Source organism: Pseudomonas sp. YuFO8, from assembly GCF_035065025.1.
GTDB classification, from domain to species: domain Bacteria; phylum Pseudomonadota; class Gammaproteobacteria; order Pseudomonadales; family Pseudomonadaceae; genus Aquipseudomonas; species Aquipseudomonas putida_AE.
Genome location: NZ_JAXDEQ010000015.1, coordinates 109,476 through 130,299 on the forward strand (window position 1 = coordinate 109,476; position 20,824 = coordinate 130,299).

Annotated in this window: 19 protein-coding genes; 10 read left to right on the forward strand and 9 right to left on the reverse strand. The window is 61.4% G+C overall.

What is annotated here, in order from left to right; all coding sequences use genetic code 11:
* Window positions 1-99: 99 nt before the first annotated feature.
* From SOP95_RS15740 to SOP95_RS15750, 3 genes are all read right to left on the reverse strand, one after another.
* The gene (locus tag SOP95_RS15740; RefSeq protein WP_323607527.1) at window positions 100-3,774 is read right to left on the reverse strand and encodes a translocation/assembly module TamB domain-containing protein; all 3,675 of its coding nucleotides are present in this window, start codon (window positions 3,772-3,774) and stop codon (window positions 100-102) included.
* A complete protein-coding gene (locus SOP95_RS15745; protein WP_323607528.1) occupies window positions 3,771-5,498 on the reverse strand; it encodes an autotransporter assembly complex protein TamA in 1,728 nt (575 codons plus the stop codon). Before SOP95_RS15745 ends, SOP95_RS15740 begins: the two co-directional genes overlap by 4 nt.
* A gap of 63 nt (window positions 5,499-5,561) precedes the next feature.
* A complete protein-coding gene (locus tag SOP95_RS15750; RefSeq protein WP_274077681.1) occupies window positions 5,562-6,212 on the reverse strand; it encodes a GNAT family N-acetyltransferase in 651 nt (216 codons plus the stop codon).
* Between the two features lie 184 nt (window positions 6,213-6,396).
* Here SOP95_RS15750 and xthA point away from each other — a divergent pair, with 184 nt between their 5' ends.
* Both xthA and SOP95_RS15760 read left to right on the forward strand, forming a co-directional pair.
* Complete coding sequence (gene xthA, locus SOP95_RS15755; RefSeq protein WP_323607529.1) at window positions 6,397-7,209, forward strand: exodeoxyribonuclease III; 813 nt, start codon at window positions 6,397-6,399, stop codon at window positions 7,207-7,209.
* Between the two features lie 151 nt (window positions 7,210-7,360).
* Window positions 7,361-8,701, forward strand: coding sequence for a phosphate ABC transporter substrate-binding/OmpA family protein (locus SOP95_RS15760; RefSeq protein ID WP_323607530.1), 1,341 nt, complete (start codon window positions 7,361-7,363; stop codon window positions 8,699-8,701).
* A 57-nt stretch (window positions 8,702-8,758) separates the two neighbouring features.
* On the opposite strand, the gene SOP95_RS15765 is transcribed toward SOP95_RS15760, so the two are convergent.
* On the reverse strand, window positions 8,759-9,277 hold the full coding sequence (locus SOP95_RS15765; protein WP_274077678.1) for an ankyrin repeat domain-containing protein: 519 nt from the start codon (window positions 9,275-9,277) through the stop codon (window positions 8,759-8,761).
* Between the two features lie 96 nt (window positions 9,278-9,373).
* Window positions 9,374-11,212 (reverse strand): long-chain-acyl-CoA synthetase, encoded by a 1,839-nt coding sequence (locus SOP95_RS15770; RefSeq protein ID WP_323607531.1) that lies wholly within the window; start codon window positions 11,210-11,212, stop codon window positions 9,374-9,376.
* A gap of 345 nt (window positions 11,213-11,557) precedes the next feature.
* Between SOP95_RS15770 and SOP95_RS15775 the strand changes: the two genes are divergently transcribed.
* Window positions 11,558-11,833 carry a DUF3509 domain-containing protein gene (locus SOP95_RS15775; RefSeq protein ID WP_274077676.1) on the forward strand — a complete coding sequence of 92 codons (276 nt, stop codon included), beginning with the start codon at window positions 11,558-11,560 and terminating at the stop codon, window positions 11,831-11,833.
* A gap of 72 nt (window positions 11,834-11,905) precedes the next feature.
* Here SOP95_RS15775 and SOP95_RS15780 read toward each other — a convergent pair whose 3' ends face one another.
* The 3 genes from SOP95_RS15780 to aroC are packed head-to-tail and all read right to left on the reverse strand — an operon-like array spanning window position 11,906 to window position 14,719.
* Window positions 11,906-12,448 (reverse strand): acireductone dioxygenase, encoded by a 543-nt coding sequence (locus SOP95_RS15780; protein ID WP_323607532.1) that lies wholly within the window; start codon window positions 12,446-12,448, stop codon window positions 11,906-11,908.
* Window positions 12,445-13,620 (reverse strand): MFS transporter, encoded by a 1,176-nt coding sequence (locus tag SOP95_RS15785; protein ID WP_274077674.1) that lies wholly within the window; start codon window positions 13,618-13,620, stop codon window positions 12,445-12,447. Before SOP95_RS15785 ends, SOP95_RS15780 begins: the two co-directional genes overlap by 4 nt.
* Window positions 13,621-13,627: 7 nt before the next feature.
* The gene (gene aroC, locus SOP95_RS15790) at window positions 13,628-14,719 is read right to left on the reverse strand and encodes a chorismate synthase (RefSeq protein ID WP_274077673.1); all 1,092 of its coding nucleotides are present in this window, start codon (window positions 14,717-14,719) and stop codon (window positions 13,628-13,630) included.
* A gap of 83 nt (window positions 14,720-14,802) precedes the next feature.
* Here aroC and SOP95_RS15795 point away from each other — a divergent pair, with 83 nt between their 5' ends.
* Both SOP95_RS15795 and SOP95_RS15800 read left to right on the forward strand, forming a co-directional pair.
* Window positions 14,803-15,801, forward strand: a complete 999-nt coding sequence (locus SOP95_RS15795) for an alpha/beta hydrolase (protein ID WP_323607533.1) — start codon at window positions 14,803-14,805, stop codon at window positions 15,799-15,801.
* 99 nt (window positions 15,802-15,900) lie between these two features.
* A complete protein-coding gene (locus tag SOP95_RS15800) occupies window positions 15,901-16,692 on the forward strand; it encodes a hypothetical protein (protein ID WP_274077671.1) in 792 nt (263 codons plus the stop codon).
* A 117-nt stretch (window positions 16,693-16,809) separates the two neighbouring features.
* On the opposite strand, the gene prmB is transcribed toward SOP95_RS15800, so the two are convergent.
* The gene (gene prmB, locus SOP95_RS15805; protein ID WP_323607534.1) at window positions 16,810-17,718 is read right to left on the reverse strand and encodes a 50S ribosomal protein L3 N(5)-glutamine methyltransferase; all 909 of its coding nucleotides are present in this window, start codon (window positions 17,716-17,718) and stop codon (window positions 16,810-16,812) included.
* 239 nt (window positions 17,719-17,957) lie between these two features.
* Here prmB and SOP95_RS15810 point away from each other — a divergent pair, with 239 nt between their 5' ends.
* The 5 genes from SOP95_RS15810 (at window position 17,958) to SOP95_RS15830 (ending at window position 20,742) form a co-directional block, all read left to right on the forward strand.
* Window positions 17,958-18,548, forward strand: a complete 591-nt coding sequence (locus SOP95_RS15810) for a cysteine hydrolase family protein (RefSeq protein ID WP_274077669.1) — start codon at window positions 17,958-17,960, stop codon at window positions 18,546-18,548.
* A gap of 130 nt (window positions 18,549-18,678) precedes the next feature.
* Entirely contained in the window at window positions 18,679-18,999 is a 321-nt protein-coding gene (locus tag SOP95_RS15815) for a hypothetical protein (protein ID WP_274077668.1), read from the forward strand.
* Between the two features lie 87 nt (window positions 19,000-19,086).
* Window positions 19,087-19,644, forward strand: coding sequence for a Smr/MutS family protein (locus SOP95_RS15820; protein ID WP_007898817.1), 558 nt, complete (start codon window positions 19,087-19,089; stop codon window positions 19,642-19,644).
* Between the two features lie 77 nt (window positions 19,645-19,721).
* The gene (gene folE, locus SOP95_RS15825) at window positions 19,722-20,267 is read left to right on the forward strand and encodes a GTP cyclohydrolase I FolE (protein WP_046815589.1); all 546 of its coding nucleotides are present in this window, start codon (window positions 19,722-19,724) and stop codon (window positions 20,265-20,267) included.
* A gap of 103 nt (window positions 20,268-20,370) precedes the next feature.
* Window positions 20,371-20,742, forward strand: a complete 372-nt coding sequence (locus SOP95_RS15830; protein WP_323607535.1) for a glutathione S-transferase N-terminal domain-containing protein — start codon at window positions 20,371-20,373, stop codon at window positions 20,740-20,742.
* The last annotated feature ends 82 nt before the right edge of the window (window positions 20,743-20,824 follow it).

The window sequence follows — 20,824 nt, forward strand, 5'->3', positions numbered from 1 at the left end:
TGGCTTGCCAGCGAAGGCGTCCTTCCCGTCAACCGCGATGTTGCCTGATTCACCGCTTTCGCCGGCAAGCCAGCTCCTACAAGGGGGTTGCGTGGTGGTTTAGAAATCGCGTTTGTAGAAGATGTCCAGCGAACTGGCCACGCCACCGGCGGCTTCCAGGTAAACCTTTTTGCTCAGCTTGTAGCGCAAGGCAATGGTGTTGGCCGGTTCGAACACACCAACGCCATAACGCAGGCTGAGCTTCTCGGAAAGGTTGCCGCTGGCGACCACGCTGGTGGCGTTGCCACTGCCCTCGGTGTCGAGCTGGAAATCGTCGATGCCCAGGTTCTTCGCCAGGCCACCGGTTACCCCGGAGCTGCCCATCAGGCCCAGGCCGAGTGCAGCCTGGGCGAGCATGTTGTTGTCTTCACCGTTGGTACTCAGTGGACGCCCCAGCACCAGATAGGACAGCGCCTGTTCCTGGCTCATGGCCGGTTCCGAGAAAATCTGCGTGGTCGGTTGCTCGGCGCTGCCGCTCAAGCGGATGCCGGCGATCACATCGTCGGTCTGGCGGATGGCCTCGATGTCCAGGTACGGCTGGTCGAGCGGGCCGGCGAACAGCAACCGCGCCCGGCGCACCGTAAGTCGCTGACCGTAGGCGCGGTAGCGGCCGTCGTTGAGCCATAGCTCGCCACGGGTGTCCATGTTGTCGCCAATGTGCACATGCCCCTGCACATTGGCGGTCAGGCCAAACCCGGCAAAGCTCAGCTTCTCTTCGCCAACCACCACATCGATGTCCATTTTCATCGCCAGGGGTGGTTTGCCCTCTTCGGTCTGCTGGCCGATGATCACCGTGTCGTCGGAGAGCTTGACCGTCGATGGCGGCAACTCGCGAATGGTGATGTCGCCCTTGGGCACCCGCACTTTACCGGCGATGGCCAGCTCATCGCCCTTGAGCGAGATTTTCAGGTCCGGGGCCACTTCGACCTTGGCGTAGGGTTCGACGCTGACCGGCAACTGCGAGCCCTTGAGCGCCAGGTCCACTACCGGTGCCTGGCCCCAGGCGACATTGCCGTTGAGGCTGCCCTGCCCGGCCTTGCCGCTTTTCCAGCCGCCATTGAGCTGCACGGTTTCACCGGCGATCACCGCCTGCAGTTGCAACGCTTGAATCTCCATCGGCAACTCGGCGCCGGACACTTCGCCGTCACTGAGCACCAGATTGCCATTGACCAGCGGCGCCAGCAGGCCACCGGAAATCGTGCCGCTGCCATTGAGGCGACCGGTCAGTTTCTCGACCATGGGCACAAACGGCCGCGCCACCGACAGGTCCAGGCCACTCAAGCGGAAGGTACCGGTCAGCGGTTTGTTCTGCGGCAACGGGTTGATCTGCGCCTGTACCATCAATTCCCCAAGCTTGCCGCCAACGAAATTCAGGTTGGTATCGATGCGCTTGGGCGCAAGCGTGCTGGTGAGCTTGAGGGTCTGATACGGGAAATCCAGCCACTGCTCTTTCTCGCGCACGCGCAACGTCCCGCCGCTGGCATCGATGCTGATCACGCCGTTCGGGCCGCTGGCTGGCAGGTCCAGCTGCACGTCGGCGTTGAGCCGGCCCTGCCAGGCGAAATCCTTCGGCAGCCACTGGGCGAGGCTGTCGATGGGGAATTGCCGCAGGTGATAACGCAACTTCGGCTCCGGCATCAGACGCTGGTCTTCACCGCACAGACTGGCCGGGCCAGACGCCCAGCAATGGGCGCCAAAATTGATTTTTCCGTCCGCCAGCCGCTCGAGTTTTGCCGGACCTTGCAGCTTCCAGTCCTGGCCACCGGCCTGGATGTCGCCGCTGGCCAGACGTCCTCGCCAGTTGCCTTTGTCCAGTGCGCCGTCCAGACCAAGGGCCAGTTTCAACTTGGGCCCTTGCAGGTCAAGGCTCAGTTTCTGGTTCTTGATGTCGCCCTGACCGCTGGCGGTCAGGGTGCCCAACGAGGTGTCACCGGCCTGGATACCGCTGCCCTTGAGGTCGATTTTCGCCCGTTGCGCGCTGTCGAGGGTCGCGTCCAGGTTCAGGCTTTGCAGGCGATTGTCCTGGAAAGCCAGTTGCGTGCCTTGCAACCCGAGCTTGCCTTGCGGTGCCTTGAGCGTTCCGGCGACATCGACCCGGCCGTTGATCTGGCCGCGCAATTGCGGCCATAGCTGGGCCAGACGCGCCAGCTTGATGTCGATCTGGCCGTTAAGTTTCTGTTGCAGGCTGCCCTTGCCGTTGATGCTGTTGTCGCCGAGGCGAATCTGCAGGGCGTTCAGGTTCCATTGCTCGCCGCTGCCATCGGCCTTGGCTTGCAGGACGGCCGGCTGGCCACGCAGCTTGCCCTTCAGGTCCAGGTCGGCGCTCAGGCTGAGCTGTTCATTTTTCATCTCGCCTTTGCTGCGCAAGGGGCCTGCCAACGTGCCCGGCAGTTCCGCGACCCAGTACGCCGGATCGATCGCGGAAAGATCCAGCGCAGTGTCCCAGGCGATGCCGTCGGCGAATTGCAGGTTCAAGTGCCCTTCGGCCTTCCCCTGCCCGGCGACGAGCTGGATCTGTTGCAGGTAGATTTTTGTCAGGTCACCGGCGAACGGGCTGGTCAGGCTGAACGCCCCGGCCGGGCCATCCAGGGCGGCGTCGAAGTGCCCCAGGTATTTGCCGTCGGTGTAGGAGACGTCACCGTTGAAGCTGCGCAGGGCCACTTGCGGTTCGTCGATCAGCGGATAGAGCCGGTGCCAGGGGAAATCCAGCCAGGCGATTTTGGCATCAGCGCTCAGGCCCTTGCTCCAGTCCAGTTGTCCGGTGAGCTTGAGGCTTTGCTTGTCGTTGGCGGTCAGGTCCAGGGCGGCGATCTGCGCGCCGTTGGCGTCGACCTTGCCTTGCAACGCCAGCGCGACCGGGCCTTGTTCGGCTGGCAGCATGGCCTTGCCGACTAACTGATAACCGTTTTTCAGGTCACCGGCGCCAGTGAGTTCGAGCTGATTGAGTTGCAGGGTGTCCGGCAAGTCGGCGCTGGGTTTGAAGCCGTCAGCGGTGATGCGCACTGTGGCCGGCAGGTTTTCCACCAAGGGTTGCAGCTTGCCGGTCAGTTGCCCATTGAGATAGCCGCTGCTGTCGGCCTTGAGGTTCAAGGTGTTCAGCAGGTCACCGTCGACTTGCAGGGCCAGCGCCCAAGGTTCGGTGCCAGGTGCTGGCAGGGTCAGTTTGCCTTCTGCCTTCAGCGGCCAATTGCCAGTCGGTTGCAGCAAGCCGGACAGGTGCAGGCTCAGTTCATCGCGCTGCAGTTGCACCGAGTCGATCTGCAAGCCGTTGGCCGTCCAGTGCGCCGCCAGTTGCAAGCCCTTGAGTTGTTCGCTGCCGTTGAACAGCAGGCTGCCGACCTGGATGTCGCCCAGTTCGAGCGCCAGCGGCAAGTTCAAGTCTGGAAGAGTGATAGGCCCGCTGTCCTCTTCTGGCTCGCCGGGTGGAAATTGCAGGCTGACCTGATCGGCCTTCAGTTGTTCGATGCACAGGGTCATGCGCGTCAGACACAGCGGCGACCAGGCGAAGATGACTTTGCTGAGCTCGACCCGGCTGCTGTCTTGCTGCCACAACAGGCGATCGGCACTCCACTGCCCGCCCAGGCGACCCTGGAAATTGTCGAGGCTCAAACCCGGCACAAACCCGAGTGCCCAGCGACTGCCGGTCGCCGTGCCCAGCACTGTGGCCAGGGTCAGGACCACCAGCATCAGCAGCGCCAAAATGGTCAGCAACGTTATTTTCAAGCCACGTTTCACAACTCGGGTCCCATGGAAAAGTGCAAGCGAATGCCGCCATCGTCGTCGAGCGCATGGGCCAGGTCGAGGCGGATCGGCCCAACCGGAGAGACCCAGCGCACGCCGATGCCGACCCCGGTCTTGAGGTTCGGCAGTTCAAGTGTATTAAAGGAGTTGCCCTGGTCGACGAAAGTCGCCACGCGCCATTTTTCCGCAACGGAATACTGGTATTCGGCACTGGCGGTGACCATGTAGCGACCACCGATGCGGTCACCCTGGTTGTTTTCCGGGGACAGGCTCTGGTAGTCGTAGCCGCGCACACTCTGGTCGCCACCGGCGAAGAAGCGCAACGACGGCGGTATCGATTTGTAGCCGTTTGTGGCACTGCCGCCGACCTGCACCCGACCGAGCAAGCGGTGCTTGTCGAACACCGTGGTCAGGCCTTTGACCAGCGCCGTGCCGTACAGCAAGTTGTTATCGGAACCCAGTCCTTCCTTGGCGACCTTGGTTTCGAACTGCAGGCGATAACCATTGTGCGGGTCGATACGGTTGTCGCTTTTCAGGTACGAATAGCTGACACCGGGCATCAGCAAGGTACTGAGGCCGGAATCGTCGCCGAGTCGGTATTCCTCGCGCTGCCACTTGAGCGACACCACCCGCTGCCAGCCGCTGGGCAGCTTGCTGTGCCACTCGGGGCCTACGGTCAGCAACTTGCTGAGGCTGTCCTTGTCGGCGATTTCTTCGTTCTGGTAACCACCGGCGAAACGCAGCTTGTCGGTCAGCGGCGGGTCCAGGGGAATGTCGTAGAACAACCCGACGTTTTGCCGAGGTGCCGAGACTTCGGTCTCCCAGCCATAACTGTGGCCCTGGGGGTTGACCCAGTGCCGGGTCCAGTTGGCCTTGACCCGTGGGCCGACGTCGGTGGAGTAGCCAATGCCCAGGCCCATGGTGCGTGGCTTGCGGGTTTCGAGCTTGACGTCCACAGGGATCACATCGTTCTTGGACGCTGTCGGCGCGGCGTCGACCCGCACGCCTTCGAAATAGCCGCTCGATTGCAGCGCCTGATTGAGCTCGGCGATCAGTTCGGAGTCGTACGGCGTACCGGCCTTGAAAGGCACCATGCGTTGCAGCAGGTCTTCGTCGAACGGTGTGTCGCCTTCAAAATTGACCTTGCCCAGCGAGTAGCGCGGACCGCTGTCGTAGACCAGCTCGATATCGGCCACGCCGGCCCGCGGGTCGACCGCCAACTTCTGGCGGCTGAAGCGGCCACTGAAAAAACCAAAACGCGAGGCCTGGTTCTGGATCAGGCGCTTGGCGTCCTCGTACTGACCGTGGTTGAGTACCGCACCGGTTTGCAGTGCAGGGCTCTTGGGCACACGAAAGGATTTGAGGCTGGCCGCCGGGCCGTCGACGCGGATGGTGACGTTGCGCAGATGTACCGGCTCGCCGGGATCGATGGTCAGCACCAGGCGCGGCGACTTGCCGCCCTTCACTTCGCTGTCGATTTGCGGCTGGTAGTAACCCAAGGCCTGGGCGGCCTTGCGCGCCTGTTCCTCGGCGCCACGGCTGAAGCGCAGCAAAGCCTCTTCGTCACGATCGCCGAGACTGCCGATATAGCCTTCGATATTGGCCTTCAGTGCATCGTTGGACGGTTTGATCCGCACATCCAATTCACTTTGCGCCAGTGCCGCGCAGCTGGTGATCAGCAGCAGTACGCCACTGGTAATTCTTCCTGGAAAATTCATAGGCGCGGATGCTATCACGAGCGTGGAGCGTGATAGAGCCTGGCGTGCACGTAAAGTTCGGCCTCAAGCCGTTGCTGAATGTAATACCTGCGGATTCGCGTGGAAAAACACGTGTTCGCGAACCGGTCCAACGGCCACCTCGCCGATTTCTTCGTAGCCCTGGCGCTTATAGAAGTCGAGATAACGCGGGTTGCCGGTGTCGAGAATCACGCCCTGGGAGTTTTCATCCACCGCGCACCAGTTATGCACCGCCTGCAACAGTTGCTCACCAAAGTGCTTGCCCTGGAATTGCGGGTGAACCCCCAGCAACGGCAGTACGTGCACCGAGTCATTCGGCACGCAGGCCGCCACGGCGTCGTGGTACTCAAGGTAGCGCCGGGTGCAGCGAAAACCGGTACTGAGCACCATGCGCAGGCGCCAGGCCCAACTTTCCGTCACCCCCAGGCGCCGTTGTGGCGGCGCGATCAGGGCAATGCCGATCAACCGGTCGTTGACCAGCAGGCCGATGGCCGGCAGCTCCTGGAAAAAGTGTTGCTTGACCAGCTCGCGCACGGTGGCGCGCACCCGTTGTTCATAGCCGGGACGCTCGGCTTCGAACAGGTAGCTGAACGTCGGCTCGTGGCGGTAGGCCTGATACAGCAGAGAACGCGCTTCGCGGGAATAGCCGCTGTCGAGCATGTGGATATCGGCAATGGCGGTGGAGGTTTCAGGCATGACGGTCGTTCTCCCTGACGCAGCTCGCGGGGCTGCGCTCTTGTTGTTACGAGCTCATTGGGGCCGAGACAGTTCCTTGCTGATCGCAAATCAGTGTAGGCAATGAAACCCTGTTCGTCCCACCCCGCACTGGCCCCCATTGCCCATGTCAGCTAGCATCGCCCTTTTGCCAGGACTGCCGAGCATGAAGATCGTCTCCTTCAACATCAACGGGCTTCGCGCCCGTCCCCATCAGCTGGCGGCGCTGATCGAAAAGCATCAGCCGGACGTGATCGGGTTGCAGGAAACCAAGGTCCACGACGACCAGTTCCCGCTTGAAGAGGTCAAGGCCCTGGGCTACCACGTGTATTTCCATGGGCAAAAGGGTCACTACGGCGTCGCCCTGCTGTCGCGCCAGGAGCCGCTGGCCTTGCACAAAGGCTTCGTCACCGATGAAGAGGATGCCCAGCGACGTTTCATCTGGGGCACCTTCGCCGATGCCAACGGTGTGCCGGTGACCATCATGAACGGCTACTTCCCCCAAGGCGAAAGCCGCGACCACCCGACCAAGTTCCCGGCCAAACAGCGTTTCTACAGCGACCTCCAGGTGCTGCTGGAAAGCCAGTTCAAGAACGTCCAGCCGCTGGTGGTGATGGGCGACGTGAACATTTCCCCGGAAGACTGCGACATCGGCATCGGCCCGGACAACATGAAACGCTGGCTGAAAACCGGCAAATGCAGCTTCCTGCCTGAAGAGCGCGAGTGGATGGCCCGATTGAAGAACTGGGGCCTGGTGGACAGTTTCCGCCACCTGAACCCCGAGGTGGCTGACGTCTTCAGTTGGTTCGACTATCGCAGCCGTGGCTTTGAGGATGAGCCCAAGCGCGGGCTGCGGATCGATGTGATCCTCGCCTCCCATGGTCTGTTGCCACGGGTCAAGGCGGCCGGTGTCGACTACGAACTGCGTGGAATGGAGAAGCCGTCGGATCATGCGCCGATCTGGTTGGAACTGAGCTAATACCAAAAGATCGCAGCCTGCGGCAGCTCCTACAGGAGTACGCCGATCCAATGTAGGAGCTGCCGCAGGCTGCGATCTTTTGCTCTGTCATATTCAAGACATCTTACTGACTTAATCTCTCGGCACCTCCTCTGGCCATTTAGGTGCCGGCATGACCCTGCGCGTGTTGTTCCTGTTGATACTGTGCATCGGACTGCCGCCGACGGCCACGGCCAGCCCGTTACCGATCCCCGGGCAAGGTCCGGTGTTGCGCATCCAGGGCTCCAACACCATTGGCGCGGCACTGGGGCCGGCGCTGGTCGAGGGTTTGATGCGCGAGCAGGGTCTGCTCAAGGTGCACAGCGAAGCGGCGGACAAGGCCAACGAATCGCGTATCGTCGGTGTAACCCTGGAAGGCCGTCGGGTCGAAGTGGAGCTGGCGGCCCACGGCTCCAGTACCGGCTTCACCGCGCTGAAAAGCGCCAGTGCCGATGTCGCTGCCTCTTCCAGGCCGATCAAGGACAGCGAGCTGGTCAGCCTCCAACCACTGGGCGACCTGAAAAGCGCCGCCGCCGAACAGGTCATCGCCATCGATGGACTGGCGATCATCCTGCATCCGCAAAACCCGTTGAACACCCTCGATACCACCCAACTGGCACGCATTTTCAGCGGCGAAGTGAAAAATTGGGAAGAACTCGGTGGCCAAGGCGGCGCCATTCATCTCTATGCGCGCGATGATCAGTCCGGCACCTACGATACTTTCAAAGAGCTGGTTCTCAGTGGTCATGGCAAAACCCTGAGCGGCAGCGCAAAACGGTTTGAATCCAGCGAACAACTGTCCGACGCCGTCACTCAGGATCCCCATGGCATCGGCTTCATCGGCCTGCCCTACGTGCGCTCGGCCAAGGCCGTGGCGATTGCCGACGGCCAGTCCATGGCCATGCTGCCGCTCAACAGCCTGATTGCCACGGAAGACTACCCCTTGTCCCGGCGCCTGTTCCTGTACCTGCCACCCAAGGGCAACAACCCTTGGGCGCAAGCGCTGGTGGCCTTCGCGCAAAGCCCCAAGGGCCAGGCGATCGTCGCGGCCAACGGCTTTATTGCCCAAACCATCCAGGCCATGAACGTCACGCCGAACGCGTTGATGCCCGAGGGCTACCAGGCACTGAGCCGCCACGCCATGCGCCTGACGGTGAACTTTCGCTTCGAAGAAGGCAGCGCCAGCCTGGACAACAAGGCCCGACAGGACCTGTCACGGGTGCTCGACTACATGAAACAGCACGACAAGACCGATCGCCGGGTAACGCTGGTAGGGTTCGGCGATGCCAAGCTCGACCCGGCACGTGCCGATCTGCTCTCGAAACTGCGGGCCATGGCAGTGCGCCGCGAACTGGTGAAAAGTGGCGTGGTGCTGCGTGATGTTCGCGGTTTCGGCGCCGAGATGCCGGTGGCAGCCAACAGCGAGGATGAGGGGCGGATCAGGAACCGGCGGGTCGAGGTCTGGGTTTATTGAGCCTGTCAGGCCAGGTCCATCAGCAAAGTGGCTGATCGAACCTGGCCCGAAACGCCATCAGCCCAGCAGTTTCTCAAGCTGCGCAACGGTATCGACGGCACCCATGGTCTTGGCGGCATCCAGCGCGGTAATGCCGTTGGCGTCCTTGGCGCGCGGGTCGGCACCTTTACCGATCAGGTAGTCGACCACTTCGACGCGGTTGAACATCGCGGCCATCATCAGCGCGGTGCGGCCGTCGAAAGACGAACCTTCGACCTGTGCGCCCCCCTCGACCAAGGCCTTGATCACGGCCAGGTCACCCTTGAAGGCCGCGCCGGCAATCGGGCTCTGGCCGTTGTCGTTGCGGATTTCCGGATCGGCCTTGTGTTCGAGCAAGACTTTTACCGTGTCGACGTGGCCGTGGTAAGCGGCCAGCATCAGCAGGGTGTCGCCCTTGTGATTGCGCAGGTTCGGCGGCAGGCCCTTGCTCAGCAGTGCAGCCATCATGGCCGCATCTCCCTCACGCGCCTTGTTGAAGACCTGTTCGGCAAACTCGGCAGCTTCTTCGGGGGTCATCTGGCGGCTGTTGTCTGACATTGAACGCTCCACTTTCAGTTTTTCGCAAAGCCGACAGTTTCCCGAGCGGGCTCGTCACTGTCACTTCTTTTTTCTGGAACACGGCCATAGCCCTGTTCAATAGCGATGCTTGCCACCCTGGATCTCCGCCAGGACCTGCTCGGTGACCTGCACGTAGGTGTCGGTGCCCGGCAACCAGGCGTAGATCGGGTCAACGCCGGTCCTGCCGGGGTCGAACGCTTCGTCCTTGAGCCGGGTCTTCTGGTATTTGAACGTCCCGGTGGTTTCCATTTTCACTTTCACCCGCAAAAACAACGGCACCGCGTAGGCCGGCATGTGCTGCCGGGCAAAAGCCAGCAACTCGTCGAAGTCCAGGGTCGCCAGGGATTCCGCGGGGGTGATCGCGGCCATCCCGGCCCGGCCGTTGGTGTTATTCACTTCCACGCCATAGGCCACGGCCTCGGAAATGTTCGGGTGCTGCAGCAGGATGTTCTCGACCTCGGTGGTCGACACGTTTTCACCCTTCCAGCGGTAGGTGTCGCCCAAGCGATCGACAAACTGCGCATGACCGAATCCGATGTTGCGCAACAGGTCGCCGGTGTTGAAGTAGCGGTCACCCTTGACGAACACGTCGTGCAGCACGACCTTTTCGGTCTTGTGCGGGTCGGTGTAACCATCCAGCGGCGCCTTGTCGTCGATTTTGGCAAGGAGCAGCCCCTGCTCGCCCTTGCCGACCTTGCGCATGAAACCGTTGGCGCCACGGGTCGGCGCGCCGCTGTCGTGGTCGTACGCCGCCAGCTCCCAGGACATCAGGGAAAAGCCCACGGTATTGTCGAAATTGAGGATGTTGGTAAAACCGATGTTGCCGTCACTGGCGGCGTACAGTTCGCAGATATGCTCGACCGCGAAGCGCGTCTTGAACTCGCCCCATGCGCCCGGACGCAAACCGTTGCCGATCATCTTGGTCACGCCGTGCTGGCTGTCGTCGACACTGGGAGGCTGGTCGACCAGGTAGCGGCATAACTCACCGACGTAGCCCAGGGTGGTCGCCCGGTACTTGCGTACATCGCTCCAGAATTCTCTGGCGCTGAACTTGCGGCGGATGGCGAACCCCGAGGCCCCGCTGATGGCCGAGCCCCAGCACACGCACAAGCCGGTGGCGTGATACAGGGGCAAGGTGCAGTAGACGATGTCCTCGGGACGCATGTCCAGCGCGATCATGCCGAAGCTTGCGCAACTGCGCATCCAGCGCCCGTGCTTGAAAACCCCGGCCTTGGGCAACCCGGTGGTGCCCGAGGTATAGATGTAGAAACAGGGGTCGTCGAAAAAGACCTGCTGACTGCTGGCGGGGTTGTCGCTACAGGCGTCAACGCTGGCGGTCATCAGGTTGACGAACCCTTCGGGCGCTATGCCCGGGTGGCTGTAGGTGTCCTGATCGGCGACGAACCAGGTACGCGCCACCTCGATCGACACCCGCTCGCGCACCGCCAGGTAGGCCGGGACCAGTTCCGCACCGACGACAATCGCCGCTGGCGTCACCAGGTTCAGGCTATGGATAAGGGTATCGCGGGTTAACGAGGTATTGAGCAACGCGCTGATGGCGCCGACCTTGGCCAACGCCAGAATGGTCACCAGCAGTTCCGGGCGGTTCTCGATGAAGACCGCCACCACGTCGCCCTTGCCGATGCCTTGGGCCATCAGGTGATGGGCGATGGAATTGGCCCAACGGTTGACCTGCGCGTACGTCAGTTGCACCTCGCCATACAGCAAGGCCGGGCCTTCGGGGTTACGCAGGGTGGCCTGCTCGAAACTCCAGCCCAGGCCACACGCTTGGGTCGGATCCGTGACGTTGGCGACCTTCATGCCCTTGACCACGCGAGGAATGGCTTTGGCAATGGAAGGCAGCTTGCGGAGCATCATGCCCCAGGTGATGGTGTCGCGCTGCGTGCGGCTCATGGCGGTTCCCGTTGGCTCTTCTTATTGTCGGGCGGCATTGATCGACCCCGAAAATACGTCAACGGTTCTGCAGCTGTACACGCGGTTTTTGAAATGTTTTGTATCCGCGACACCGACGTTTGAAATGATGAGCGCGTGGATGGGAAATGGTTCAATCGAATCGCCGAGGACCCCGCAAAATGCAGGATGCACGATAGCCATTCATGCAGATTGCACGAAAGCAAAAAACTTCAAAAATTATAAGTCGTTGTTTTATATGAATATTTTCTACGAATAAATACTGGCACAATCACTGCAACAGCCTCCCCATGCTTTGCCATCCAAGCACTTACGGAGCTGATAGACATGAGCCTGATCCAAGAAAAATTCTCTTCCTTGTTCTCCAACTTCGACGTGATCACCCAGGATCGACCTGACGGCGGCATCCTGCTCACCTTGCGCAGCGAAGGCCGGGAATTCAAACGCTCGATTTCCTACCAGCAGCTGCACAATGGCGACCAACTGTCGTGGGTCATCAGCGCCATTCGCCGCGACCTGGCCGAACAGGCCAGCGAGTTGCCGCAAATCTCCATGCTGCAAAGCCAGCAGCGTTTTGCCCTGCCGACCTATCATTCGCTGTAAGCGTCAGGCTTCGGTAAACCATCAGGCCGTGCAAGCTGGCGCTTCACGGCCTGAGTTGTGTTCGCAGACCGCTCAGTCGTCCATTCGCGGGAATCGACCCGCAATGTCGTCGCCGGTGAAATTGGCCACCCAAGGCTGATTGCTGGACAGACGAATCGCAACGACAAAAGGCTGTTCGCCGATGTCCAGCCACTGCCGCGTGCCCGCCGGCAGCATTATCAGGTCGTTTTTCTCGCACAGCACGGCATAGACGTAATCGTCGATGCGCACGCACAACAAGGCGCTGCCCGCAGCGACCAGCATGACTTCGTCCTGGTCCTGGCGCTGTTCTTCGATGAAGCTTGCGCGTATCGAGTCTTTTTGCGGGTGATCGCGGTCAAGGCTGATCACATCCATCGCACGCAACCCGTGCTCGGTCATCAGACTGTCACTTGGCGCCTGATAGGCATTGATGACGTCTTCATGGCTAGCGCCGGGGCGGACCTTCGCCGTGGCTTCCCAGCGGTCGAAGCGAACCCCCTGCTCGGCAAGCGTCGAAGCAATGTCTTCGAAGTGGGTCAGCACCTTGTTGGGGATGTCGGGACTGGAAAGGTGATAAACGGACAGGCTACTCATCTGGCAACTCCTTGATTGTTCAAGAGGGAGCGCGTGTCCTCTTGCATTCGTGTGGCAATGATAACGGCTGCCGCCAGCGCTGCGAGGCTGGCAATACTAAAGGTTAAGGGGGCGCCGAGGGCATTCCAGCTGTAACCGGAATACAGCGCGCCCATTGCGCCACCGGTGCCGGCCAGTGCGGCGTACAACGCCTGGCCCTGCCCTTGCTGGCGCGGGCCGAAGCTGCGCTGCACGAACTGGATGGCCGCGGCGTGAAAACTGCCGAATGTCGCCGCGTGCAGCACCTGGGCAAACAACAACACCCAGAGAAATTCGGCGAACGAGCCGAGCAGCAGCCAACGCAACGCCGCCAGCAGGAAGCTCGCCAGCAGCACGCGCCGCACCGAGAACCGCGCGAGGATCCGGCTCATGGCCATGAACATCAGCACTTCCGCCACCACGCCGACGGCCCAGAGCATACCGATCACGCCGCGGCTGTAACCCAGTCGCTCGAGGTGCAGGGTGAGAAAGGTGTAATAGGGCCCATGGCTCATCTGCATCAGCGCCACGCACGCGTAGAACGCCAACACCCCGGGGCTGCGCAATTGCGCGAGGAAACCTTCGCCAGTCAATCGCTCGCCCTGCACGGGCTGGGCGTTCGGGACCCACAGGCTGCTGAGCACGATCCCGGCCAGGATCAGCACCAGCGCTGCGGGATAAATATCCAGGCTGAGCCATTCGAACAAGCGCCCGAGCGCCACCACCGTAATGATGAAACCGATGGAGCCCCACAGGCGAATCTGGCTGTAGCGAGAGGTTTGCCCTTGCAGGTGTGCCAGGGTAATGACCTCGAACTGCGGCAGTACCGCGTGCCAGAAGAACGCATGCAAGGCCATGACCATCGCCAGCCAGGCATAGGTCTGGCTGACGAAAATCAGCGAAAACGTCAGCAGCGTGCACACTGCGCCCAGGCGCACGATGGCCAGCCGCCGCCCGGTGTAGTCGCCGAGCCAGCCCCAGAGGTTCGGCGCCACGCAACGCATCAGCATGGGGATGGCCACCAGCTCGCCGATGCGCGCCGCGGAGAACCCCAGGTGATCGAAGTACAGCGCCAGAAAAGGCGCTGTCGAACCGAGCAAGGCGAAATAGAACAGATAAAAGCTGGAAAGCCGCCAGTACGGGAGGGCCGCCACCGGTGTCTTAGATCTGGCCCAGCACCGGCGTGCTCACCCGCACATCGGCGTTCTGCCCACGGTGGCGTAGCAGGTGGTCCATCAGCACGATGGCCATCATCGCTTCGGCGATCGGCGTGGCGCGGATGCCGACGCACGGGTCGTGTCGACCCTTGGTGATGACTTCCGCCGGGTTGCCATGGATGTCGATGGAACGGCCCGGCGTGGTGATGCTCGAGGTCGGCTTCAACGCCAGGTGGGCCACGATCGGCTGGCCGGAAGAAATGCCGCCGAGAATGCCGCCGGCGTTGTTGCTAAGGAAACCTTCTGGCGTCATCTCATCGCGGTGCTCGGTGCCACGCTGGGCGACGCTGGCGAAACCGGCGCCGATTTCCACGCCCTTGACCGCATTGATGCTCATCAGCGCATGGGCCAGCTCCGCGTCGAGTCGGTCGAAAATCGGCTCGCCCAACCCCGGCATCACGCCTTCGGCGACCACGGTGATCTTCGCGCCGACCGAATCCTGGTCGCGGCGCAACTGGTCCATATAGGCTTCCAGCTCCGGCACCTTGTCCGGATCAGGGCTGAAGAAGGCGTTCTGCTCAACCGAGTCCCAGGTCTTGAACGGGATTTCGATCGGGCCGAGCTGGCTCATGTAGCCGCGAATGACAATGCCCTGGGTGGCCAGGTACTTCTTGGCAATCGCACCGGCCGCCACGCGCATCGCGGTTTCCCGGGCCGAGCTGCGCCCGCCCCCGCGATAATCGCGCTCGCCATATTTGTGGTGGTAGGTGTAGTCGGCATGGGCCGGACGGAACAAGTCCTTGATCGCCGAGTAGTCCTTGGACTTCTGGTCGGTGTTGCGAATCAGCAGGCCGATGGAGCAGCCGGTGGTGCGACCCTCGAACACCCCCGAGAGGATTTCGACTTCGTCGGCTTCCTGGCGCTGGGTGGTGTGGCGGCTGGTGCCGGGCTTGCGGCGATCGAGGTCGCGCTGCAGATCCTCCAGGGAAATCTCCAGGCCCGGCGGGCAGCCATCGACAATGGCGACCAACGCCGGGCCATGGCTTTCGCCAGCGGTGGTGACAGTGAACAGCTTGCCGTAGGTATTGCCGGACATGCAGGACGCTCCGTGAAATGAACCTGAATACGTAATGCGCGCCAGTATACGCAGGCTATCCAAGTAGTTCATCCTCGAACCTTATGGGAGCCGGCGAGTCCAACCGGCACCTTGACCATGATGGCCCGACAATGCTGCGAGTTATAGCCTTGAGCCTTACCCTGATTTCCGGCTTTGCCCAGGCCACTGTCCTGCAGCGGCCGATCACCCTGGATACCGGCACCGGAGAGCTGTTCGGCTCGTTGCTGCTGCCCAAATCCGAAACGCCGGTGCCGGTTGTGCTGATCATTTCCGGCTCCGGTCCGACCGATCGTGACGGCAACAACCCCGACGGCGGGCGCAATGACAGCCTCAAGCGCCTGGCCTGGGTACTGGCCAAACACAACATCGCCAGCGTGCGCTACGACAAGCGCGGCGTGGCGGCGAGCCTGGCGGCAGCCCCTGACGAACGCAATCTGTCGGTGGAAGGCTACGTGGCCGACACCGAAGCCTGGGGCCGCAAACTCAAGACCGACCCGCGCTTCAGCCAGCTGATCCTGCTGGGCCACAGCGAAGGCGCCTTGATCGCCAGCCTCGCGGCCCCCAGCGTCGATGCCGCAGCGGTGATTTCCATGTCCGGCAGCGCCCGGCCGATCGACCAGGTGCTGCGCGAGCAACTGGGCAACCGCCTCCCTCCTCCGCTGGTGCTGCGCAGTAACCAACTGCTCGACAGCCTCAAGGCCGGGAAGACTGACGACAACGTGCCACCGCAACTGCAGGTGATTTTCCGTCCAAGTGTGCAGCCGTACCTGATTTCACTGTTCCGCCAGGACCCTGCCGCGGCGTTCGCCAGGTTGAAAATGCCGGCGCTGATCATCCAAGGCAGCAACGACATCCAGGTCGGAATCAATGACGCCAAGCTGCTCAAGGCGGCCAAGCCGGACGCCGAACTGGCGCTGATCGAAGGCATGAACCACGTCATGCGCATCGTGCCCAACGATGTGAAACGGCAATTGGCCTCCTATAAAGACCCGCAATTGCCGTTGGCGGCTGAGCTGGGCACGCGAATCCTGGCTTTTATTGACGGACTTCGCACCTCTTAAGCGCCTTTAGCACTCCAGTCCTGAAAAAAACGGCCGATAAGCCTTTGTCGCCAGCGCTATGGCTGGCGGCAAGTAGAGCTTGGACAGGATCTCGCCGTTATGACCGATACCCCGACTTCACCCGACACCACCGCTGAAAAAGAGGCACCGCCAGCGGTCGAGCTGCCCTGGGCGGACGTCGACGTCGAGCACCCGAAAATGCTCCGTCTGGCGCCGCTGCAGACCGATCGGAGCACCGGTGGCCGGCCCCTGCGTTTTGTCGAGTTCGGTTATGCCGAGCGCCAAGACAAGGTCCGCAGCCTGCTGCGCATGCGCATCACCCTGCCCGGCCAGCGGGTGCGCAAGGAACAGAATCATCTGGATGTGTGGGTCGATCACCTCGAAAAACGCGTGCATTTCGGACCGGACAGCGGCCTGCAAATCGAACCGCTGAACCGCGGCATCGGCCGCTTCATGGCCGCCTACGGTATCAACTGGGCGAAGAAACGCTGGCCTGGCTACACCGTCGACGGCACCGACCTCAACAACAAGGACGCGCTGAACGAAGACACGCGCCTGCGCCGCGATCACTTTTTGCGGGTGCACGGTTTCGACGTGGTCTACGCCGATGCCCAGCATTTGAAAGGCAGCGTCAAGGAAGTCAGGGTCGGTGACTTGCTGGGCGACTGGAACACCGAAAAACTGCAGGTGGTGGAGATTCTCGAGGCGGCGCAGATGCTCCAGCAAGCCGAGCAGAACCTGGCCGAGCAGGAAGTCAAACTGAAGAAACACGAAGAGAAGGTCAGCAAATACCAGCGTGAAGACGCCGGCTTGCGGTTTACCATTGCGTGTCTGGTGGCGTTTGCGGTGTTTCAGGCGGGGTTGTTGATCTGGATTGCGACACACCGGTAGTCGGCGGCGATGCCATCGCTGGCAGGCCAGCTCCCACAGGTATCATGTCGTGCCCAAATGTTGTGGCACACACAAAACCTGTGGGAGCTGGCCTGCCAGCGATAGGGTTTCAAGGAATTAGACGCGGGACGCGAACAATGCCTGATGATCGCGGCACTGCTCGGCCGTTAACATGAACACGCCATGCCCGCCGCGCTCGAATTCCAGCCAGGCGAAATCGACTTGCGGGTACAACGCCTCGACATGCACCTGGCTGTTGCCCACTTCGACAATCAGCAAGCCCTTCTCGGTCAGGTGGTCCGCGGCCTCGGCCAGCATGCGCCGCACCAGGTTCAAACCGTCATCGCCGCAGGCCAGGCCCAGTTCCGGTTCGTGCTGGTATTCGTCCGGCATGTCGGCGAAATCCTCGGCGTCCACGTACGGCGGGTTCGACACGATCAGGTCAAAACGCTGCCCCGGCAGACCATCGAAGCCATCACCCTGCACGGTATAGACACGCTGGTCGACGCCGTGGCGCTCGATGTTCTGGTTCGCCACTTCGAGCGCTTCGAACGACAGGTCGGCCAGCACCACTTCTGCGTTCTGGAACTCATAGGCGCAGGCAATACCGATGCAGCCGGAGCCGGTGCACAGGTCGAGAATCCGCGCCGGCTCAGTGCCCAGCCATGGCGTGAAACGGTTTTCGATCAGTTCGCCGATCGGCGAACGCGGGATCAGCACGCGCTCATCGACAATGAACGACAGGCCGCAGAACCAGGCTTCACCCAGCAGGTAAGCAGTCGGCACGCGCTCTTCGATGCGGCGCTTGAGCAGGTGCTGCAGGTGGGCCACTTCGTCTTCTTCCAGATTGCAGTCCAGGTAACTGTCGGCGATTTCCCACGGCAGGTGCAGCGCACCCAACACCAGTTGACGGGCTTCGTCCCAGGCGTTGTCGGTCCCATGGCCGAAAAACAGATCCTCCCCATGGAAGCGGCTGACGGCCCAACGGATATGGTCACGCAGGGTACGAAGGCGGGAAGTGATCACGACGGTAAACTCCAGAAAAATCGACGGGCGATTCTACCAGTCAAACGTCGTCTCGACGACGCAGGAAAAATACCGGGGCAAATGTAGGAAACTTCTGGTTTTCTCACCCACCCTTGAACAAAACGTCATACTTGACAACGCTGCACGCCAGTAACGACGGTGCCTACGATGGTAGCGATTCACAGAAGCGCTCAGCCAGAGGACAATGTCGCAAAAGCCCCACTCGAAGGAGCCCCAGAATGTCCGTTCCACAAACGATGTTTCAACTCAGCGGCCGCGGTTACGCAGCAGCCAAACTGAGTCATGCGACCCTGATCATCATCGATGCCCAGAAAGAGTACCTCAGCGGCCCCCTGGCCCTGAGCGGCATGGATGCGGCTGTCGCGAACATCAAGCAATTGGTGACGGCTGCCCGTGCGGCCGGCCGGCCCATCGTGCATGTCAGCCATCTCGGCACCGTTGGTGGGCTGTTCGACCCACGCGGCGAGCGTGGCCAGTTCATCCCGGGGCTGGAGCCGCTGGCCGGCGAAATCAAGATCGAGAAGATCCTGCCCAGTGCCTTCCATGGCACGGACCTGAAAAAACGCCTGGAAGAACTGGGCTCGGTGGACCTGGTGGTGTGCGGCTTCATGAGCCATTCCAGTGTCAGCACCACCGTGCGGGCGGCGAAGAACCTGGGTTTCCGCTGCACCCTGGTGGAAGACGCCTGCGCCACCCGCGATCTGCCGTACAAAGGCGGCGTGCTGAGCGCCGAGCATGTGCAGCAGACCGAAATGGCGATCATGGCGGACAACTTTGCCGCCCTCGCCCTGACCAACGACCTGGTCTGAGCAGGGTTCATGGGCGGCGCAGGCCGCCGCTCATCCGCAAAAGCCTCTTGTTCGCCGTAAATGTCTTAGCCTCAGGAACATCCCGGTCAACTTCCGGTCGAAGGGCCGATACCCATTGAGGAAGGTCGGAATGAAGTTATCCGATGGTTTTGACGCTCGCCGCTTGCGGCCCAAAGGCCAAAGCAACTGGCGTTTTCGATTCGGCGCGGCCTTTGCCGCCTTGCTGGCGACCTGTGGCGTGCTGCTGGCGATGGCAGGTGCCGCCGCCCTGTTCGGTCACATGCCCGCCCTGGGCGAGTTGAACAGCAACCGCGCGGGGGCGGCAGTGATCCTGGTCATCGGCCTGTTCGTGCTGTACCTGGGCGTGTGGCTGTGGCGCCGCTGCCGCCGCCGTTCACGGCAGTCGAACGCGCTGAACATGTCCCCACACCTGATGAAAAAACACGACTAAGCGCACATCGTCGCCCGCTGCCGCGCGTTTTCTCACGCCCGATTCCCTTCGAGTTGGGTAAACTGGCCGCCCTTCGCGGAGGCTGACATGCAAGACGACGATTTTTCCCTGTTCAAAAGTGCGATCCAAGGCGTCAAGCCGATCAAGCACGATCGCGCCGAAACCGGCAAACCCAAGGCTGACCGCGCGCAGATCGCAAAATTGCGCCAGGCCGCCACCGTGCGTACCGATGCCACCACCGTTGACGGGCTGTCCGACCAGTTCGTCATCGACGTCGGCCCGGAAGACGAGCTGATGTGGGCCCGCGACGGCGTGCAGGAAAGCCAGATGCGCAAGCTCAAGATCGGGCAGATTCCGTTCGAAGGCAGCCTTGACCTGCACGGCATGAACGTGGAAAAGGCCCGGGAAACCCTCTGGGCCTTCCTGGCTGAAGCGACCAAGTTCGAAATCCGCTGCGTGCGCGTCACCCACGGCAAGGCCGTGCGCCTGGACGGCAAGCGGCCGATGATCAAAAGCCACGTCAATACCTGGCTGCGCCAGCATTCTCAGGTACTGGGTTTCACCTCGTGCCAGCCCAAACATGGCGGTGCGGGCGCTGTTTATGTGATGCTCAAACGAACCATGATGGAAGGCCGCGACGAGTAAAGCTGATGCTTCACGCTTGCAGCGTCGTGTCCGTCACCGTACCCTTGCCCTTTGCGTAAAATCCCACAGGTAGTTTCATGTCCCTGGAACAGAATTACACCGCGATCCTTGGCCAACTGGGCGAGGATCCCTCCCGCGAGGGCCTGCTCGACACGCCAAAACGTGCCGCCAAAGCCATGCAGTACCTCTGCCGCGGTTATGAACAGACGCTGGAAGAAGTCACCAACGGTGCCCTCTTCAGCTCCGACAACAGCGAAATGGTGCTGGTCAAGGACATCGAGTTGTACTCGTTGTGCGAACACCACCTGCTGCCGTTCATCGGCAAGGCCCACGTGGCCTACATCCCGAGTGGCAAGGTACTGGGCTTGTCGAAAGTCGCGCGGATCGTCGATATGTACGCCCGCCGCCTGCAGATCCAGGAAAACCTCAGCCGCCAGATTGCCGATGCCGTCCAGCAGGTCACCGGCGCCCTGGGCGTTGCCGTGGTGATCGAGGCCAAGCACATGTGCATGATGATGCGCGGTGTGGAAAAGCAGAATTCGTCGATGATCACCTCGGTGATGCTGGGCGAGTTCCGTGAGAACGCCGCGACTCGCAGCGAATTTCTCAGCCTGATCAAGTAATTCGCCCCACGAAGAGAACCGGCATTCATCGCCGGTTTTTTTTCGTCCGGGAAAAATCAGGTAAGCTGCGCGCCTTTCTCCAATAGCACCGTGAGGCTTCAACGTGTTCGTAAAAGCGCTTCGTGTCGGCCTTGGCCAACTGATCATCTTCATCGACTTCATCACCCGCCCCGGCAAGAAGCAGCGCCCTGCCGCCGCCCAGGCCCAGGTCGAAGCCGCCGCCAAGGACCTGACCCTGTATCAGTTCCATGCCTGCCCGTTCTGCGTGAAAACCCGCCGCACCCTGCGTCGCCTGAACGTACCGGTGGCCTTGCGTGATGCGAAGAACAGCGAAACGGATCGCCAAACCCTGCTCGAGCAAGGTGGCAAGATCAAGGTGCCGTGCCTGCGAATCGCAGAGAATGGGCAGACGACCTGGATGTATGAGTCCAAGGTGATCATTGATTATCTGGACAAGCGGTTTGCTGCAGCCTGATGTATTTGGGGTGTGATTGACGGCCCTATCGCCAGCAGGCTGGCTCCCACAGGTTTTGTGAACACCACAAATCCCCTGTGGG

What these genes read in the sequence shown, in the direction of transcription:
- SOP95_RS15775 (WP_274077676.1), top strand. Translation starts at nt 11,558, where the DNA reads ATGAGCCTGATCCAAGAAAAATTCTCTTCCTTGTTCTCCAACTTCGAC.
- SOP95_RS15820 (WP_007898817.1), top strand. Translation starts at nt 19,087, where the DNA reads ATGCAAGACGACGATTTTTCCCTGTTCAAAAGTGCGATCCAAGGCGTC.
- SOP95_RS15765 (WP_274077678.1), bottom strand. Translation starts at nt 9,277, where the DNA reads ATGTCAGACAACAGCCGCCAGATGACCCCCGAAGAAGCTGCCGAGTTT.
- SOP95_RS15780 (WP_323607532.1), bottom strand. Translation starts at nt 12,448, where the DNA reads ATGAGTAGCCTGTCCGTTTATCACCTTTCCAGTCCCGACATCCCCAAC.
- SOP95_RS15795 (WP_323607533.1), top strand. Translation starts at nt 14,803, where the DNA reads ATGGGAGCCGGCGAGTCCAACCGGCACCTTGACCATGATGGCCCGACA.
- SOP95_RS15760 (WP_323607530.1), top strand. Translation starts at nt 7,361, where the DNA reads ATGACCCTGCGCGTGTTGTTCCTGTTGATACTGTGCATCGGACTGCCG.
- folE (WP_046815589.1), top strand. Translation starts at nt 19,722, where the DNA reads ATGTCCCTGGAACAGAATTACACCGCGATCCTTGGCCAACTGGGCGAG.
- SOP95_RS15815 (WP_274077668.1), top strand. Translation starts at nt 18,679, where the DNA reads ATGAAGTTATCCGATGGTTTTGACGCTCGCCGCTTGCGGCCCAAAGGC.
- SOP95_RS15770 (WP_323607531.1), bottom strand. Translation starts at nt 11,212, where the DNA reads ATGAGCCGCACGCAGCGCGACACCATCACCTGGGGCATGATGCTCCGC.
- SOP95_RS15745 (WP_323607528.1), bottom strand. Translation starts at nt 5,498, where the DNA reads ATGAATTTTCCAGGAAGAATTACCAGTGGCGTACTGCTGCTGATCACC.
- SOP95_RS15810 (WP_274077669.1), top strand. Translation starts at nt 17,958, where the DNA reads ATGTCCGTTCCACAAACGATGTTTCAACTCAGCGGCCGCGGTTACGCA.
- aroC (WP_274077673.1), bottom strand. Translation starts at nt 14,719, where the DNA reads ATGTCCGGCAATACCTACGGCAAGCTGTTCACTGTCACCACCGCTGGC.
- xthA (WP_323607529.1), top strand. Translation starts at nt 6,397, where the DNA reads ATGAAGATCGTCTCCTTCAACATCAACGGGCTTCGCGCCCGTCCCCAT.
- SOP95_RS15750 (WP_274077681.1), bottom strand. Translation starts at nt 6,212, where the DNA reads ATGCCTGAAACCTCCACCGCCATTGCCGATATCCACATGCTCGACAGC.
- SOP95_RS15800 (WP_274077671.1), top strand. Translation starts at nt 15,901, where the DNA reads ATGACCGATACCCCGACTTCACCCGACACCACCGCTGAAAAAGAGGCA.